At 31.6% G+C, this 17,340-nt stretch carries 16 protein-coding genes; 10 read left to right on the plus strand and 6 right to left on the minus strand.

The window, feature by feature from the left end; translation table 11 throughout:
* Positions 1-59 precede the first annotated feature (59 nt).
* From FRY74_RS01955 to FRY74_RS01980, 6 genes are all read left to right on the plus strand, one after another.
* Positions 60-431, plus strand: a complete 372-nt coding sequence (locus FRY74_RS01955) for a hypothetical protein (RefSeq protein ID WP_147098085.1) — start codon at positions 60-62, stop codon at positions 429-431.
* 153 nt (positions 432-584) lie between these two features.
* The gene (locus FRY74_RS01960) at positions 585-1,682 is read left to right on the plus strand and encodes a fatty acid desaturase family protein (protein ID WP_147098088.1); all 1,098 of its coding nucleotides are present in this window, start codon (positions 585-587) and stop codon (positions 1,680-1,682) included.
* Positions 1,672-2,763, plus strand: coding sequence for a fatty acid desaturase family protein (locus FRY74_RS01965; protein WP_170227920.1), 1,092 nt, complete (start codon positions 1,672-1,674; stop codon positions 2,761-2,763). Before FRY74_RS01960 ends, FRY74_RS01965 begins: the two co-directional genes overlap by 11 nt.
* Positions 2,764-2,827: 64 nt before the next feature.
* Entirely contained in the window at positions 2,828-3,508 is a 681-nt protein-coding gene (locus FRY74_RS01970; protein WP_147098092.1) for a class I SAM-dependent methyltransferase, read from the plus strand.
* A gap of 46 nt (positions 3,509-3,554) precedes the next feature.
* The gene (locus FRY74_RS01975) at positions 3,555-4,193 is read left to right on the plus strand and encodes a hypothetical protein (protein ID WP_147098094.1); all 639 of its coding nucleotides are present in this window, start codon (positions 3,555-3,557) and stop codon (positions 4,191-4,193) included.
* Positions 4,194-4,311: 118 nt separating this feature from the next.
* Positions 4,312-6,156 (plus strand): PLP-dependent aminotransferase family protein, encoded by a 1,845-nt coding sequence (locus FRY74_RS01980; RefSeq protein ID WP_147098097.1) that lies wholly within the window; start codon positions 4,312-4,314, stop codon positions 6,154-6,156.
* Between the two features lie 18 nt (positions 6,157-6,174).
* On the opposite strand, the gene FRY74_RS01985 is transcribed toward FRY74_RS01980, so the two are convergent.
* From FRY74_RS01985 to glmM, 3 genes are all read right to left on the minus strand, one after another.
* The gene (locus FRY74_RS01985) at positions 6,175-6,936 is read right to left on the minus strand and encodes an MBL fold metallo-hydrolase (RefSeq protein WP_147098099.1); all 762 of its coding nucleotides are present in this window, start codon (positions 6,934-6,936) and stop codon (positions 6,175-6,177) included.
* 3 nt (positions 6,937-6,939) lie between these two features.
* On the minus strand, positions 6,940-8,079 hold the full coding sequence (locus FRY74_RS01990; protein WP_147098101.1) for a cysteine desulfurase family protein: 1,140 nt from the start codon (positions 8,077-8,079) through the stop codon (positions 6,940-6,942).
* A 90-nt stretch (positions 8,080-8,169) separates the two neighbouring features.
* Complete coding sequence (gene glmM / locus FRY74_RS01995; protein ID WP_147098103.1) at positions 8,170-9,555, minus strand: phosphoglucosamine mutase; 1,386 nt, start codon at positions 9,553-9,555, stop codon at positions 8,170-8,172.
* 162 nt (positions 9,556-9,717) lie between these two features.
* Here glmM and FRY74_RS02000 point away from each other — a divergent pair, with 162 nt between their 5' ends.
* The 4 genes from FRY74_RS02000 to FRY74_RS02015 are packed head-to-tail and all read left to right on the plus strand — an operon-like array spanning position 9,718 to position 13,172.
* A complete protein-coding gene (locus FRY74_RS02000) occupies positions 9,718-11,133 on the plus strand; it encodes a tetratricopeptide repeat protein (RefSeq protein ID WP_147098104.1) in 1,416 nt (471 codons plus the stop codon).
* 1 nt (position 11,134) lies between these two features.
* Positions 11,135-11,917 carry a phosphosulfolactate synthase gene (locus FRY74_RS02005; RefSeq protein ID WP_147098105.1) on the plus strand — a complete coding sequence of 261 codons (783 nt, stop codon included), beginning with the start codon at positions 11,135-11,137 and terminating at the stop codon, positions 11,915-11,917.
* Positions 11,918-11,942: 25 nt separating this feature from the next.
* Positions 11,943-12,245 (plus strand): rhodanese-like domain-containing protein, encoded by a 303-nt coding sequence (locus tag FRY74_RS02010; RefSeq protein WP_147098106.1) that lies wholly within the window; start codon positions 11,943-11,945, stop codon positions 12,243-12,245.
* A 6-nt stretch (positions 12,246-12,251) separates the two neighbouring features.
* Complete coding sequence (locus tag FRY74_RS02015; protein ID WP_147098108.1) at positions 12,252-13,172, plus strand: DUF368 domain-containing protein; 921 nt, start codon at positions 12,252-12,254, stop codon at positions 13,170-13,172.
* Here the strand turns inward: FRY74_RS02015 and FRY74_RS02020 are convergent.
* The 3 genes from FRY74_RS02020 to FRY74_RS02030 all read right to left on the minus strand — a co-directional run bounded on the left by FRY74_RS02020 (position 13,169) and on the right by FRY74_RS02030 (position 17,323).
* Complete coding sequence (locus tag FRY74_RS02020) at positions 13,169-14,488, minus strand: SGNH/GDSL hydrolase family protein (protein WP_147098109.1); 1,320 nt, start codon at positions 14,486-14,488, stop codon at positions 13,169-13,171. The two genes, FRY74_RS02015 and FRY74_RS02020, sit on opposite strands and share 4 nt — an antisense overlap.
* A gap of 85 nt (positions 14,489-14,573) precedes the next feature.
* A complete protein-coding gene (locus FRY74_RS02025; protein ID WP_147098111.1) occupies positions 14,574-16,013 on the minus strand; it encodes an SGNH/GDSL hydrolase family protein in 1,440 nt (479 codons plus the stop codon).
* 26 nt (positions 16,014-16,039) lie between these two features.
* Entirely contained in the window at positions 16,040-17,323 is a 1,284-nt protein-coding gene (locus tag FRY74_RS02030; RefSeq protein ID WP_147098112.1) for an OmpP1/FadL family transporter, read from the minus strand.
* Positions 17,324-17,340 lie beyond the last annotated feature (17 nt).

Below are 17,340 nucleotides of genomic sequence, written 5' to 3' on the forward strand. Positions count from 1 at the left end.
ATCATAGATTTTTAGAAAAATGTAACCGTAATTTATACCAAAATTAAAAACAACAAATTATGAAATTACATATTGATGATAGCAAAACAATTGAGGCAATAAAAAATGAATTTACCAATTCGTTTGAATTTTTAAAGTTGGAGTTTTTTACCAAACCTCACCAAGTTGGAGAACCTTCTGCTAAAGCAGATATGATTGATGAAAATAAAACCTTGGGAGAAATTAGACAAAAACACAATGAAGGCGATTTAATAATAAATGCTGAAATGCTAGTTAGTGAAGTTGAAGGAGCTTTTGAAGAAAAGTTTGGCGTACATGCACAAGTGTTTAGAAAACAAAATAATGTGTGGTTAGAAACTAGCGGAAGCGATGGTTGGACATTAGTAAAGCAAAATGAAACGGGTGAGTTTATGAGCTCACCAGCAGAATAAACACTTAAATTTATGCTATAAAAGCCATACTAAGTGTATGGCTTTTATATTTTTACTACTTTTATTTAAGTACAAATATTTACAAACGACTACAAACGTTAATAAACACAATAGTGTTTATTCGGATGTTGTAAACTATTAAAAGAACCAGAAGTGAATAAATTAAAGTTCTCGAAAGACGAAGGTTCAGAGTTCTATAAAGAACTGAACAGCGAAGTAGAAAAGTACTTCGTTGAAAAAGGAATTGCCAGAAGTGGAAATAAACAAATGATGTTCAAAATCATTTTGTATTTCAGTCTTGATATTCTGTTCTACACGCTTATGATTACCAGTACTACCAGTTTGGGGTTTTACGTGTTTTACTTATTGATGGGACTTTCTGTGCTATTAACAGCATTTAATATCTCACACGATGCTGCCCATGGAGTTGCTGTTAAAAGCAAGTTTTGGAATAAGCTTCTATTCTCTCTCAGTTTTAACCTTCAGGGGAACAATGCTTACGTATGGGGCAAGAACCATAACGAATCACACCATTTATATACCAATGTAGAAGGAAGTGATATTGACGTTCTAAATAATCCTTTGTTCAGAATGACAGAAAGCCAAGATTTAAAATGGTTTCATCGTTATCAGTTTCTATATGCTCCATTTTTGTATTTGCTATACTCTATCAATTGGTTTTTCCTGCGTGAAACTTCAATGTTATTTAACTATTCAAGCAGAACTATCAAAATAGAAATACCGAAAATAGAAGTGGCTAAACTCATAATCTATAAACTTCTGTACATTGGATATATGATTTTTCTGCCAGTCTACCTCTTGCCTTTTGGATGGGGGACAGTTCTTTTGGCTTTCTTGCTAAATCACTTTATGGTTTCGCTATTATTTGTAGGTGTTTTGGGAGTCTCCCATTTGTCAGATTATGTTGAACACCCTGTTGCCGATGACGATAATAAACTAAATATGAGTTGGCCAAAATTGCAGATGTGCACTTCTGTTGACTATAATGCAGGCAGCATTTTCTTCAATTGGACTTTAGGCGGTTTCAATGCTCATGCACTGCATCACTTGCTACCTAATATTTGCCATGTTCACTACTTAGAGATACTTCCTGTTTTTCGTGCCTTAGCTAAAAAGCATGGATTAGTCTATATGGAGATGCCTTACCGAAAATCCTTGGCTTCGCACTTTAGATTTTTAAAAAGAATGGGCACAAATCAATCATTTACACCTGCTCCCTTTGAGAGATAAGCACTTACATATCCCAGAGCACAGCGAACTCTTAAAGACCATTTATAGAGAAGTTGATGAGAAATTGAAAGTAAACCAATCTGCCTTTAGGTTAAGAATATGGGGTAAATTCATTTTTTACAGCTCTTTCTCAGTGCTGTTTTATACTTTACTATTCCAAACCAACAACCCATACCTATTTATTAGCTACTTCATATTTTACGGGCTGACTGTCCTATTATTCGCCTTTAACTTCTCTCATGATTTCTCTCACAATACTATTTTCAAGAGTAAAAAACTCAACAACCTGTGTTTTACACTTATTTATACACTTGTTGGGGCACATGCAGAAGCATGGAAAGAAAGACATGTAGGTTCTCACCACTATGCTCCGAACGTAAAAGACTATGACTCTGACTTAAATATCACTTCGCTCATTCGTGTAATTCCTAAAAGCGAATATCATTGGTATCATCGTTTTCAGCATTTCTACGCTCCATTTGCCTACACATCTTACTCAATGTATTGGATATTTATCAAAGACTTCGTTATCCTTTTTTCAAAAGACACTTACAACCAAAAGAAGGATTTTAATTACCATTTATCTTTTTGGACGCAAAAGGCTGTTTATCTAAGCTATCTCCTTGCACTGCCTATTCTTTTTTCAAACCAAGCTTGGCAAATCGTTATAATCGCTTTTATCCTGATGCATTTGATACAGTCTTTATTTCTTCTTCTAACTTTTTTCATGACACATCATGTTGAAAAAACTGAATACCCAGAGACTGATAAGAATGGATATATTCGTACAAGTTGGTTGATGAATCAGGTTAAAAGCTCAAATGATATGCATCCATTCAGCGAAACAGCAAATTTTATTCTTGGGGGTTTTAACAATCATATTGCTCACCATATATTTCCGCACTACCACCATATTTACTATCCGAAATTGAACAGAATTCTGTACGATATTTTGCTAAGAAACAACATAACCCCAAATCAAACTTCGTATTGGGGTGGAATTTTATCACATATTAATTTGTTGAAATTAAGAGGTTTAAAAAAAGAAAAACAGTTTACAACAATAGCTAAAAAATCATAGCTGCCCTGCGGGACAGCAACGCTTTTTAGCCGGAACGTTAATAAAAATTCAAAGTAAATGTAAAATGAAAACAATCATCCTTTCAAGCATAATTACCTTAATGGTTTCATCTACTGTATTTGCTCAGCAACATCACCATAAAAAAGATGAAAATAACACAACAAATTTAGCTAACGAACACATGCATCAATCTTCTACCGAAGAATTGATTAAGCGATTTGAATCTCCAGAGCGTGACGCTTATCAGCAACCTGAAAAAGTTCTGAATTATCTTGAACCATTAAAAGGTAAAAAAGTAATAGATATTGGAGCAGGTTCGGGTTATTTTTCAGTAAAATTAGCCAAACAAGGTGCCATAGTAATTGCTGCAGATGTTAGTGATGAATTACAAGCTGCACTAAAAAATCGAATTGAAGAAAATAAACTCCAAAACATAGAGCTTAGAAAAATACCTTATGATAGCCCTAGTTTAGCGAACAATGAAGTAGATATAGCTCTAATAGTAAATACTTATCATCATATAGAAAATAGAAGCGAGTATTTTTCAAAAGTTAAAAAAGGTATTGTGGCAAATGGTGAATTGGTGATTATTGATTTTTTTAAAACAGATGTCCCTGTTGGACCACCTACAAATCATAAAGTTTCTATAGATGAAGTAATAGCTGAACTTAAAAAAGCTGGCTATATCAATTTTGAAGTTAATGTTGACTTACTTCCTTATCAATACATAATAAAAGCAAAATAAAAAATATCATCTCCAAAAAAAGAACATGTTACCTAACCTATAACTCATGAAAAGAATAATAATCTTAATTGTATTAATAACAACAACTTTTATAGGCTATTCTCAAAATGTTGATGACAAAGGTACAATTGATGCACAACGACCTACATTAACTGAATCATATTCTATAATAATTCCAAACATGATTCAGTTTGAAAATGGAGTTGATTATTATGAAAATTCGGAAACTGTAAGTTCTGGAACATTTGTTAGAGGATCAGTATCAAGTAGAGTTGAATTAAGAGCTTTTACAGATTATACAGATTTAAATACTGTCGGAGCTAAATTTATAGTAATGGAGCCTGAAGGTTCAGCATTAGGAATAGGTGCTTCTTTTATTTACAATAGAGATTTAATAAAAAATGCTGATGATTATAGGGTTGCTATGACTAAAAGTTTTAAAAGCATATTTATTACATATAATTTCGGCTACAATGGAGCTATTTATAATATAGCCCTAATTGGTGTTCCGCTGAGTAAAAAGTTTACTTATTTCGCTGAGTATTACAACGATCCACTTATAAATAGAATTCATAGTGGATTTACATGGATTCCAAAAAGAGATATTCAGTTTGATGTAAACGGAGGCTGGATAGATACTGATTTTTGGTATGCTGGACTTGGAGTCTCTTTTAGATTGAGATAATTAAGAAAGAACTACTTTTTCCTTCACCCTCTACTCCATTTAGTTATAAAACGTGCAGTATCTCATTTAAAATAAATGGATTTAATGTATACTTTTGACTTCTCTAAAATTGAAGATTATGGAAGCTAGTAAATTGCTAAATTTTATTAAAGATGTTTTAAAAAATATGCCAACTGGATGGTTGAGCATTACTACACATCGTTTAGATATTTATGAAGAAAAATTAGCCAAAACTCAATTCTTAGAACAACTAGAAAACTTGTTTAAGACTAATAATTCTGAACCTTCAGCTTTAAATGAATTACCAACTGCTTACGACTATATTCGCCTTGGCCACCCTCTATCTTGCTTGCTAGAATGGGGAATTGCCAATTTAAATAATTTAAAGGCTGATAATGTAATTAGCTTCTCATCCAAAACAACTCCTATTTTAGCTATTCTAAGAAAGAATTTATTAACGAATAAGAGCACCCAAATCCTTTATACTGGAACATTACCTGTATTTTTTGATGCTGATTTAGTAAAGCGTGTTTATGGTTATAACTTTGAATTAAAACAAGTTGATAATCCATCTTCTATTTCGGAATTTAACGGAACTACTGTTTTCATTTCAAAACAAGAAGACATTCATAATTTTAAACTTACTCCCAACGTTGACTTTTTCATAAATGTAAATGATAATCTAGGAAGTATTTTAGTTGTTAATGGTGAAAAAAATGAAGCTTATATCTCAGAAATTCAGCATGTAAGAAGAAGAGAAACCATTGCCATGACCCCTGCTAATTGTCTTGAAGCATTAAGAATACTTACTAATCAAACTGCTTTTGACAATAAAAAAAGTAATGTTGAAACAAATAAAGTATCGGTTTTAAATTCTATTCATGAAATTACTAATGCAGCTACAAAAGCATTAGTTGGTTCTAGTGGGTTATCTATACAATATGCTATAATGATGGGATTAATAGACCATGCCCAAGAAAATCATAAAGGAAAATCAATAAAATTTGTTGTGCCTCCAAACTGCTATGGTGGTACAAATGACCAAGCAAGAAGAGTAGCTGCCTGTATTAGTAATGTTGAAGTGGTAGATTTACCAGTAGATGGTGACCATAACATGGTAGAAAGCATTGAAATTGTTTTAGCAAAAATTGCCAACGAAGATGCTATCCCCTACATCATCGCTGAAATACCAACTAACCCTAGAGTTGAAGTTCCTGACCTAAATAAATTAAGAGATGTACTTAGTAAAACTCGTGTAACTGCAAGTGGTGAAACTGCTATTGATCCAGTTTTTATTTTAGATCAAACATTTTGCCCTAATGTTCACTTTTTAGGAGAAGATGATATACTTTCTTCAGTAAGAACTATTTCTTACGCAAGTGGTTCTAAATTTCCGAGTGGCGGAATGTGCACAGCAGGCTATTGTGTTGGAAATAAAAAAACAGAAGATTTGATGGAAAAAATAGAGTTACATCTAAATCTTTGCGATAATGAGGCTACTAATCTTCAATATGAAATATTGGCTAACCAATTGCCATCTATGAATAAACGAATACATGATGCTTATAAAAATACTCGTGAATTTGTAAACTTTATTAAGAAAACTTTACCAACGGCTAAAATTAATTTTGTTTCAGAAGAATTAGCAGAACAAGGATTTACTCCATCAGTATTTTCATTAGACCTTCCTACAAAGGGTAGTACCGATGAAGCAAGAGAAACCTATAAAAGAGAGTTAAATTTAAAATTAATCAACTTAATGATTACCCAAATACCTAATGAAAGTAAGTATTGTGTAAGTTATGGGCAACTTAAAGGGTGTTATTGGACAATTCCAGCAACTTCTACTCAAGGAACAACTAAAGAAGGTGATAAAGACTATATTGCACGTGTAGCTCTTTCTTCTAATATGGATTTAGATATGCACAAAAAAGTATTTTCTGATTTTGTTGAAAGTATTTAAACTATAATCGTCAATTCTTTAACAATCGATGATTAAACCATCATAAGCTATCTCAATAAATTCGGGTAATTCTTGATTAACCAATTCATGCTTACCAAGTAAATGACTAATATGAGTTAAATAAGCCTTTTTAGGATTTAATTCTTTTAACAATTCAATAGCTTCATCAAGCGTAAAATGAGAAATGTGAGGTTCTTTTCGCAACGCATTTATTACAATAATTTCCGAACCTTTTATCTTTTCTTTTTCACTCTCTTCTATCCTATTAGCATCGGTAATGTATGTAAAGTTGTTTATACGAAATGCTTTTACTGGCATTTTATAATGCCAAACATCAATTGGAATAAATTCAACATTTCCAATTCTAAAAGATTCAGAACCGATAGTTTTTAACTCCAACAAAGGCACTCCTGGATATTTTTTATCTGCAAAAGCATAAAAAAATTCTCTTTTTAATCCCTCTTGAACTTCATCAGTTGCATAGATTGGCATATCCTTTTTTTGCTTAAAATTAAATGCCCTAACATCATCCAAACCTGCAATATGATCTTTGTGCTCATGAGTAAAAACTACCGCATCTAATTGCTGAACATTTTCACGAAGCATTTGCTGTCTAAAATCTGGTCCAGTATCAATAACAATCGTTTGATTTTTTTCTTCGATTAAAATAGAACTTCTTAATCGTTTATCTTTTTCGTTTTCAGAAAGGCACACATCACAGTCACAAGCAATAACTGGTACTCCTTGTGATGTTCCTGTTCCTAAAAACGTAACTTTCATCATTTAAGCATTTATGGAAAATAATTCCTTTATTACATTCAATGTTATATCCAACTCTTCTTTTGTATTGAATTTACTGAACGAAAAACGAACAGCTGGTTTGGTCATATCTGCGTTAATTCCTCTTAATACGTGAGAACCAATATTACTTCCAGAAGAACAAGCACTACCTCCAGAAACACAAATTCCTTCTATATCAAAATTATATAAAAGCATTTCATCCATTTCGCTATTCGGAAAAGTTACATTTAAAACAGTGTATAAACTCTCTCCTTTTGGATCTCCATTAAATGAAATTCCTGGAACTTGCTTTTCTAGTTGTTCTATCATATAGGTTTTTAGACCTTGTATATGATTTTGATGTTCCTCTATGTTTTCATTTGCTATTTCCATTGCCTTAGTTAAACCCACAATACCATAAATATTTTCAGTTCCAGCGCGCATATTTCTTTCCTGGGCTCCTCCTGTTATTATTGGTTTTATTTGTACATCTTGGTTTATAAATAAAAACCCAACTCCTTTAGGCCCATGAAATTTATGCGCAGAGCAAGTTAAAAAATCTACACCCAACTCTCTTACATCAAATTTATAATGACACATTGTTTGTACTGTGTCAGAATGAAAATAGGCTCCATATTTTTTGCACAGAGCATTTACTTTTTCAAGCGATATTTTATTTCCTATTTCATTGTTAGCATGCATCAATGAAACCAATGTTTTCTTGTCTTTATTATCGGCTAAAAGTTCTTCTAAATAAACTAAATCAACATGACCTTTTGCATCATGCTTAACCAAACTTAATTTAACAGTTTCTCCACTGCCTAGATGTTCAGCAGTATCAATTACTGCATGGTGCTCTAATGGTGAAGTAATGATATGGTTAACACCCAAATCGTTAACAGCACTTCTTAAAACCATATTATCTGCCTCGGTACCTCCAGCTGTAAAAAATATTTCTGAGGGCGCAGCATTTATAAATGATGCTACTTTTTTCCTCGCTTGCTCAATAATAACTCTACTCTCTCTTCCTAAAGAGTGAATTGAAGATGGATTCCCATAATTATTTTCTAAAATTGGAAGCATTGCTTGTACAACTTGAGGATCGATAGGAGTAGTTGCTGCGTTATCTAAATATATTTTCATTCTTTTTTAATTGCTTATTTCTATTTGCAAAAAAAGTCTTTTAATCTTAATAAAAGAGCTCTTTTTTAAACCTAAGTTGGATTTCAAAAATTAAATTATCGCTTTAATATCAGCTATAATTTTATTTGCTAAAGCATCTGCTGATTCCATCGAATTACTTTCAGAATAAATTCTAATAATAGGCTCTGTGTTTGATTTTCGTAAATGAACCCATTCGCTGGCAAAATCTATTTTTACCCCGTCAATTGTATTTACTTGTTCGTTCTTGTACTTCTCTTCCATTTTAACCAAAATATCATCAACATTAATTTCTGGTGTTAATTCAATTTTGTTTTTAGAAATAAAATAGTTTGGGTAAGAATTTCTTAATTCCGAACAAGTCATGTTTGATTTTGCTAAGTGTGTTAGAAATAAAGCAATTCCAACTAAAGCATCTCTTCCATAATGTAATTCAGGATAAATAATCCCTCCATTTCCTTCTCCTCCAATTACTGCATTTTGGGCTTTCATCATATTTACCACATTTACCTCTCCTACTGCTGATGCATAATAAGTACCTCCGTTTTTCTCCGTTACATCTCTTAATGCTCTTGTAGATGACAAGTTAGATACTGCATTACCTGGTGTGTTTTTCATAATATAATCACCGACAGCTACTAATGTATATTCTTCTCCAAACATATAACCGTTTTCAGATACTATAGCTAGTCGATCAACATCTGGATCAACAACAAATCCTACATCAGCTTTTTGAGCCTTTATTTGTGAAGCAATCTCAGTTAAATTCTCTGGTAATGGTTCTGGATTATGAGGAAATTGACCATTTGGTTCGCAAAAAATTTCTAAAACATTATCAACACCCAATGCTTTTAATAAAGCTGGTAAAAAGATTCCTCCTGTAGAGTTTACACAATCAATTGCTACTTTAAAGTTTTTACTTTTAATTGCATCAACATCTACTAAAGGCAAGTCTAAAACTGCTTGAATGTGTTTTTGTAAATAGGTATCATCTTTTATGTAAGTTCCTAAATCATCAACATCAGCATAGCTAAATGCACTTTGCTCTGCCATTGTTAGAACTTCTTCACCATCTTCACCTGAAATAAATTCGCCTTTTTCATTTAAAAGTTTTAGGGCATTCCATTGCTTTGGATTATGACTAGCCGTTAGAATAATACCTCCATTAGCATTTTCCATTGATACAGCAACTTCAACAGTTGGTGTTGTTGAAAAATCTAAATCAACAACATCAATTCCTAATCCTTGTAAAGTTCCTACAACTAAATGCTGAACCATTTCTCCAGAAATACGAGCATCTCTACCAATCACAATCTTGGTTTTACCGTTTTTGTTTCTTTGCTTTATCCATGAACCAAAAGCAGAAGTAAACTTAACTATATCCAAAGGAGTTAAACCTTCATTTGGATTACCTCCAATTGTTCCTCTTATACCTGAAATTGATTTTATTAATGTCATTGATTTGATATTTTTTTAAGAATTCAAATTTAGTTGAAATTAACCCAATTTACAATACAAAAGCTCAGTTTAGTAAGTGATTTAATTGTTAAATAAATGTTGAAAATAATTCTTAAAAAAAAAATGTGGTACAACTAAAGGGTTAACTTTGTATAAGTAGAGATGGAAGAAGATTTTGACCCATATTTTGATGACAATGATGATGTAGAATTGTCTAGTCGTTTTGAGCGTATGCTCGAAAAGAACGACCATTACTTTTTTGATGTTGAAGAATTTGAAAATCTGATTGATTATTATTTGGATCAAAACGATACTAAAAAGGCAAAACAAGTAATTGACTTCTCATTAACTCAACACCCGTCTTCTTCAGCTTTAAAGCTTAAACAGGCTCAGTTTTATACTGAGACACACCAACCTAATAAAGCATTAGAAATTTTAAATGCTGCAGAAAATTTAGAACCTTATAATTCTGAAATTTATTTAACAAAGGCAAATATTTTTAGTCAGATTCGTCAACATAATAAAGCTATAGAAAACTACTTTAAAGCAGTTAAGTTAATTGATGATAAAAACGAAAAAGCAAATATTTATATTAACATCGCTTTTGAATACGAAAATTTAAATCAGTTTAATAAAGCTATTAACATTTTAAAAGAATTATTGAAAGATAATCCTGAAAATGAAACCGTACTTTATGAAATAGCTTTTTGTTACAACTTAAAAAACGATACTGAAAGTAGCATAAAATTTTTTAACGAATTTCTTAATGATTATCCATATAGTTATACTGCTTGGTTTAACTTAGGAATAGCATATAACAAAGCTGAATTATATGAGAAATCTGTTGATGCTTATGATTTCGCCATTGCTATAAAAGAAGATTTTGCTGCTGCTTATTTCAATAAAGCAAACTCACTAGCTTTACTTGAAAAATACAATGAAGCAATTGTAATGTTTCAAGAAACATTTAAAATTGAAGAACCGGACTCTTCTACTTATTATTACATTGGAGAATGTTATGAAAAATTAGAAGATTACCCTAATGCAGAAAAAAACTACTTAAAAGCAATTAAAATTGATGACTACTGTGCTGATGCTTTAGCAGGTTTAGCAGTAGTTAACGAATACCAAAACAAAGATCAAACTGCACTTGAATTTATTAAAAAAGCTATAGATTTAGAAATTACAAACTCTGAATTTTGGTATATCTATGGTGATATTTTAGCTAAAACCGAAGCTACTGAAGATGCTGTTGTTGCTTATTATAAAGTAATGGAACTTGACGCTGATAATGAAGAAGTTTGGCTTGATTTATCAGAAGTAGTAAAGAAAAATGAAAGCATTGATAAAGCTATTTTATTTCTTTACGAAGGATTAGAAAAACAGCCTGAAAATTATGCTATATACACTCGATTAACTGCGTTATTATTAGAACTAGGCAAAACTAATGATGCTGTAGACCATTTAAATATAGCTTTATCAGCAAATAAAGAACTTGCTCAAGAACTTATTGAATACTACCCTAATGCAATTTTATTTCCTGCAATTGTAGAAACATTAGAAAATTATAAAAAATAAAATGAATTTCGAATTACCACACATCCCTCAAAGAGGTCAAAATCCTAGACAAGTTGGATTAACAATGATGATGGACAAAGGATTAAGCTGGAGACAAGCCGAAAATTTTGTTGATTGTTCTGCACATCTTACTGATGTTGTTAAACTAGGTTTTGGAACATCTTATGTTTCTAAAGATTTACAAAAGAAAATAGATATTTATAAAGCTGCTGGACAAAAAGTTTATGTTGGAGGAACTTTATTTGAAGCTTTTATAGCTCGTGGAATGTTTGATGATTATAGAAGACTAATGGATAAATTTAAATTAGATACTTGTGAAGTTTCTGATGGTTCTATTGTTATCTCTCATGAAAAAAAATGTGAATACATATCTAACTTAGCTAAAGACTTCACTGTTTTTTCTGAAGTTGGTTCAAAAGAGGCTGGTATTTTAATTAGTCCATCGAAATGGATAAAAATGATGCAAAATGAATTAGCTGCTGGATCATGGAAAGTAATTGCAGAAGCTAGAGAAAGTGGAAATGTTGGAATTTACAGACCAAATGGAACTGCTCATGTAGCATTAGTAAACAAAATCATATCAAACGTTAAGGTTGAAAACATCCTTTGGGAAGCTCCTCAAAAATCACAACAAGTATGGTTTATTAAACAATTTGGACCAAACGTTAACTTAGGAAATATTGCTCACAATGAAGTAATTCCTTTAGAATGTTTAAGGTTAGGATTACGAGGAGATACCTTTTTTGATAATTTACCAGAAGAATTGATTCAAGAATTTAAATAAATTTATGCTTTATTAAATTTTTAGGATGAAACAAATTACACCTCAAGAGCTTAAAGCTAAAATAGACAACAAAGAAGATTTTGAACTAATTGATGTTCGTGAAATTTATGAATATGAAGATTACAATATCAATGGAAAACATATTCCTCTTGGTGAAGTAATGAATAATTTAGACAAAATTGACACTTCAAAACCAGTAATTTTTTGCTGCAATTCAGGAAAAAAATCTAGAGCAATTACAATTGCTGTTACCAAAAAATTAAACTCAGATAATATCTATTCCTTAGTTGGAGGAGTTACAAATTATTATACTGAAATAGAGGCTTAACTTACTATGAAACGTTCCTTAAAGGATTATTTATTAATTAGTGCTAAAGGCATAGCAATGGGAGCTGCAGATGTTGTTCCTGGAGTATCTGGTGGAACAATAGCTTTTATTACAGGTATTTATGAAGAATTACTTTCCACCATTAGTTCTGTTAATATAGAAAGCCTAAAGGTTTTAAAAAATGATGGTATTAAAGGTTTTTGGAATCACATAAATGGAAGTTTTTTAGTCGCTTTACTTTTAGGTATTGGAATTAGTATAGCTTCATTAGCAAAATTAATTACATACCTCCTTAAACATCACGACATACTACTATGGTCATTCTTCTTTGGACTAATATTAAGTAGTATATATTTAGTAGGAAAAACGATAAAAAAATGGGATACAATAAAATTTTTAGCACTACTTATTGGTAGTGCTATTGCATATTATATAACAATTTTACCTCCTATGGAAAATCCTGATGCACTCTGGTTTGTTTTCTTATCTGGAGCAATTGCTATATGCGCAATGATATTGCCAGGTATTTCAGGTAGTTTTATCTTATTACTACTTGGATCTTACGAACTAGTTTTGTCTGCGATTAAAGATTTAAAAATTTCTACGATAGCAGTATTTGGAATTGGTTGTGTTGTTGGTTTACTTTCGTTTTCTAAACTTCTTAGTTGGATGTTTAAGAAATACCACGATTTAACAATTGCTTTATTAACTGGTTTCTTGGTTGGTTCTTTAAATAAGATTTGGCCATGGAAACTAACAACAAGTTTTCGAATAAACTCTCATGGTGAAGAGGTTCCTTTTTTACAAGAAAACATTTTACCTTTTAATTACGATGGAAATCCGCAACTATTAATGGCAATCTTAATGGCTTGTGTAGGTTTAGCAATTATAATTTTAATGGAAAAGGTAGCTTCAAAAAATAACTAATTCGGAAAAATAATTCCTTTATAATTATTTACTGCAACTGGTCTTAAACTTGAATTAAAATTTTCATTAATAACTCGTATAAACTCATTTGCAATAATTGCATTTCCTCTGGTATTGGGATGCAACCCATCTAAAGAATAAGCACCACCTTCAATAAATTTAGTAGTATAGTTAACCCCATCAATACTCATCCCTGAAGTTAATTTACTCATAAAATTATACATATCAACTATAGGAAATCCATGAGCATTTGAGGATAGTACTATTTCATTATTCAACATGTTAATATGGCTTTTAGTAATAATCACTTCATCTTTATCTAAAACTTGTTGATGTGGCAAAGGGTTTGAAGGTGTTAAACCAGTACCTTCTTTCACTAAGGATAAAGCAGATAATAAAATTAAGTCCTCTGGCAAGGCCTTTCTAATTATCGTAGTATCAGCACCTTCTTTAATCCAAATATCTTTATCCAAAGCCTCTAAAGTTATGGTAGTAAATAATGGACTTTCAGTAAAATCAAAAATAGTGGCACAAACTCCTTTTGCTCCCATATTCTGAAAAACATCTAATAATGTATCATATTTTTCTCTAAACTCAGCAACATCAGTTAAAGCTGCAGCTCCACTTTTATCATCTCCCCCACTTTTTGCCCATCCCATAACATCATTAATTCCTAACCAATTTGTAAAAAATGTAGCGTTACTATTTTTAACATGCTCAATATATTCAATACGATTACTAATTGTACCAAAGTCTAAAAATCTTCCATAAGAACTAATAGGTTCTCCTGAAACACCATTCCAAGCCAATGGAGCAGGAGCACTGGAACCTAAATAAATATGATACTCCAATGCTTCTGTTGTGTTTCTAGAAATTATATTTCTAACGTTTAAACCTCCTACACCAAGATTATTATATTTAACAGTTTTATCTCCCCATGTTAAATAGGAAGGGTCATAATCTATTGCTTGAGGATCATTATTTGATATATTATGATCATAGTTTTTAATCACAGTAATTTCTCCATTTCTATATTCTAAATGCATATAACCAGATCCTGTACCCGAAACCAATGGTTGAATAAAACTTGTTCCCATTTGAGTTGCTACTATAGATGGGTAAGAATTTTGTTGTTGACCAAATTCATTATGCAATCCTCCATCTTGAAACCCTTGTGTAAATGAATTTCCCAAAGCGATAAAATTTGTAAAATCAGCCGTACCAGATGAAGTTTCAAAATCATTAAATTCGGTTTTCATGCAAGAAGTAACTGTTAATATAACAACTGACAGAATAAGGTAAATTGGCTTTTTCATTTTTAGAAATATTTATAAAAAAAGAGGTAGAATTGAGAAAAACTCAGTAACCACCTCTTTTTATTTTATCATTTAAAAATCATTTTTAAGGAAATATTATTCCTCTATAATTTTGAACTGGTACAGGTTTTAAATTAGAGCCGTAATATGAATTTATTGTTTCAATAAATTTATTTGCAATAATTGCATACCCTCTAGTATTAGGGTGAACTCCATCAAGAGAAAATGCTCCACCTTCAATATATTTTGCACCATATTCAACTCCATCAAATGTCATTCCTGCTTGTAATTCAAACATATAAGAATACATATCAGCTAATGCTACACCATGATTTGAAGCAGAAGTTCTTATTTCATTATTTAACATATTAGTATGACTTTGAACTTCAGCAACCTCAGCTTCTGTTAAAACCAATGAATCAGCAAATGCAACTCCTACACCATAAATTGAAGCTGGATTACTAGGGTCTAATTGTCTTCCAATATCAGAAGATGCAGGTAAAATAATTAAATCTGCTGCAGTTGCTTGTCTAATGTTTGGTAATCCTGGTAAAGTTGTTAGAGATTCATCTTCGATAACTATTGCATTTGAACTAGAAGCGGTAAAATTAATTTTACGACGACTCACTTCAGCTGCAGAAATAGCTCCTCCTGCTTGATAACTATCTAAACCTCCATTATATGAAGTATAAGCACTATTTGTTTGAGATGCAGTAGCTGCATCCATAGGAATAGGATTATGAGGTACTGTAGTAAAGTAAGGAATAGAAGTTACATCTGGTAAAGTTGCACAAACTCCTTTAGCTCCCATTGCTTGAAATGCATCTAAAATAGAATCATATTTAACTCTAAAAACACTCACTGGAGTTAGTTCTGATAAGTTTAAAGTTCCTAAGCCAGGAATAGTTGTTGTTCCATTATCACCACCAGCAGTAGCCCAACCCAACACATCATTATTTCCTAGCCAACAAGTAAAAAAAGTTGCTGAACTTTGTTTTACATATTCTAAATAAGAAACAGGAGGTGTAGAAAGAGGAACTCCAAACTCTAAAAAGTTTCCAAATGGATTACCACTTGTAACTACCTGATTAATTGTTGGTGAAAATGGATCTCCAGCTGTTGGTACACAATCTGTTAATTTTACACCAGCTATACCAAGATTATTGTATTTAGCATTTTTATCCCAATTATTCCAACCTGAAACTCCTGCGACAGTTGTAATATTTGGAGCTAGACTTAATAATTTTCTGTATCCAGAACCATCTGCACTTTTAACTGTTGGTTGAACAAAACTTGTTCCCATTTGTTTTGCAATAATAGCAGGAAATGAATTATCTTGTTGGTTATACTCGTTATGCAAACCTCCATCTTGATAACCCTGAGTAAGTGAATTACCTACAGCAATATAAGTTGTAAAATTAGCAGCACCTCCATTGGTTGCATCAAACTCTTCATATTCAGTTTTAGTACAAGAAAATAGTCCTAATGCTACTATACCTAAACCTATATATTTTAATGATTTCATAATTTATAATATTTTAAGTTAAGTAATTAATTAGCGTCTTCAATTTTAGGCGCTTTGGGAGCTCCAAATTTTAAATTAACACCTAAACTAAAAACATTCACTTTTCTTCTATATTTTGCAGTAAATCCAGCTGCATCAAGAGATGATTCTCTTTCTGCACTCTGACGAATATATCCAAAATCAACAGAAACCATGTCGTTTACTTTATATGCTAAACCTGCAGTATAAGCCAATTGAGTTGCATCAGGTAATTCTGGACTTAAATAACCATCTTTAATCGGAGAATTATCGTAATATGCTCCTAATCTAACACTATATTTTTCTTTATATGTAAAATCTACACCAAAACGATGAGTTAATACATCCTGCCAGTCCTTTGTAGTTTTAGAGTCTGGTGTATCGCTATTTTCAAAATCAAAAGCTAATGTATCATAAGAAGACCATCCTGTAAGATTTAAATCATAAGCAAACTCTATCGAATATTTTTCATTTTTTGTATGTTTTACACTAAAGCCAGCAGTAAAAACAGAAGGTAATGTTAACTTAGATACAAAACCTGTTTTAGCTGGAAATTTACTTTGTAAAGAAACTGGTATATCTTTAAAGACTGCTTCTCCATTGGTTAAATCAATAGCTATTTTTGAACGATAACTAACTCCTAATTTAAAGTCTGTTGTAGATGTTTCTTTCTTAATAGAATAAATATTTGAAAACACACCAACATTAAATCCAACTCCATCTCCACTACCTTCTAACCTTGCTTGTCCTTCAGTTGTAGTAGCAGAACCTACCGGTACTGCTTTTTCAGTTGAAAAAGTTCCTAGTCCGTATACAAAACCAGCTCCAACACTTACTTTATCATGTATTTTATAAGCTATTGTTGGCTGAAACATGAATGATTTAAGTGAAATGTTTTGTATAATATTTCTACCTTGCCAATCATCTTCAAAAGAAGAAACAGAACCAAATTGATTGTTTACTAAGAAACCTAGTGTAATCTTATCTGTTAATTGCCCAGAATAATAAACATGAAACGGTGTTGCGTTTGGTGATGTTTGATTTATGTTTGCTGTCTCTGGTGTTTGTAAAGACACAGATGGAGTAATAAAACTAAATCCTGCAGTTACATTATGTCCTTGTAAATTGCTCATCCCCCCTGGATTAAAAAACACAGTACTTGCATCAGAGCCAATTCCAGTAAAAGCTCCACCCATAGCAATTGCTTTCACTCCTTGAACATTTAATTGGAATCCTCCAGCTAAACAAAGCATCGGAGCAGCAATAATTGCCGATAAAATTATTCGTTTCATAAATATTTATTTGTTTT

This window comes from Vicingus serpentipes, from assembly GCF_007993035.1.
Classification (GTDB): domain Bacteria; phylum Bacteroidota; class Bacteroidia; order Flavobacteriales_E; family Vicingaceae; genus Vicingus; species Vicingus serpentipes.

Excerpts from the sequence above, each read along its gene's own strand:
- FRY74_RS02025 (WP_147098111.1), bottom strand. The coding sequence starts at position 16,013 with ATGAAATCATTAAAATATATAGGTTTAGGTATAGTAGCATTAGGACTA.
- FRY74_RS01970 (WP_147098092.1), top strand. The coding sequence starts at position 2,828 with ATGAAAACAATCATCCTTTCAAGCATAATTACCTTAATGGTTTCATCT.
- FRY74_RS02020 (WP_147098109.1), bottom strand. The coding sequence starts at position 14,488 with ATGAAAAAGCCAATTTACCTTATTCTGTCAGTTGTTATATTAACAGTT.
- FRY74_RS02015 (WP_147098108.1), top strand. The coding sequence starts at position 12,252 with ATGAAACGTTCCTTAAAGGATTATTTATTAATTAGTGCTAAAGGCATA.
- FRY74_RS01990 (WP_147098101.1), bottom strand. The coding sequence starts at position 8,079 with ATGAAAATATATTTAGATAACGCAGCAACTACTCCTATCGATCCTCAA.
- FRY74_RS01985 (WP_147098099.1), bottom strand. The coding sequence starts at position 6,936 with ATGAAAGTTACGTTTTTAGGAACAGGAACATCACAAGGAGTACCAGTT.
- FRY74_RS01975 (WP_147098094.1), top strand. The coding sequence starts at position 3,555 with ATGAAAAGAATAATAATCTTAATTGTATTAATAACAACAACTTTTATA.
- FRY74_RS02005 (WP_147098105.1), top strand. The coding sequence starts at position 11,135 with ATGAATTTCGAATTACCACACATCCCTCAAAGAGGTCAAAATCCTAGA.
- glmM (WP_147098103.1), bottom strand. The coding sequence starts at position 9,555 with ATGACATTAATAAAATCAATTTCAGGTATAAGAGGAACAATTGGAGGT.
- FRY74_RS02010 (WP_147098106.1), top strand. The coding sequence starts at position 11,943 with ATGAAACAAATTACACCTCAAGAGCTTAAAGCTAAAATAGACAACAAA.
- FRY74_RS02030 (WP_147098112.1), bottom strand. The coding sequence starts at position 17,323 with ATGAAACGAATAATTTTATCGGCAATTATTGCTGCTCCGATGCTTTGT.
- FRY74_RS01955 (WP_147098085.1), top strand. The coding sequence starts at position 60 with ATGAAATTACATATTGATGATAGCAAAACAATTGAGGCAATAAAAAAT.
- FRY74_RS01980 (WP_147098097.1), top strand. The coding sequence starts at position 4,312 with ATGGAAGCTAGTAAATTGCTAAATTTTATTAAAGATGTTTTAAAAAAT.
- FRY74_RS02000 (WP_147098104.1), top strand. The coding sequence starts at position 9,718 with ATGGAAGAAGATTTTGACCCATATTTTGATGACAATGATGATGTAGAA.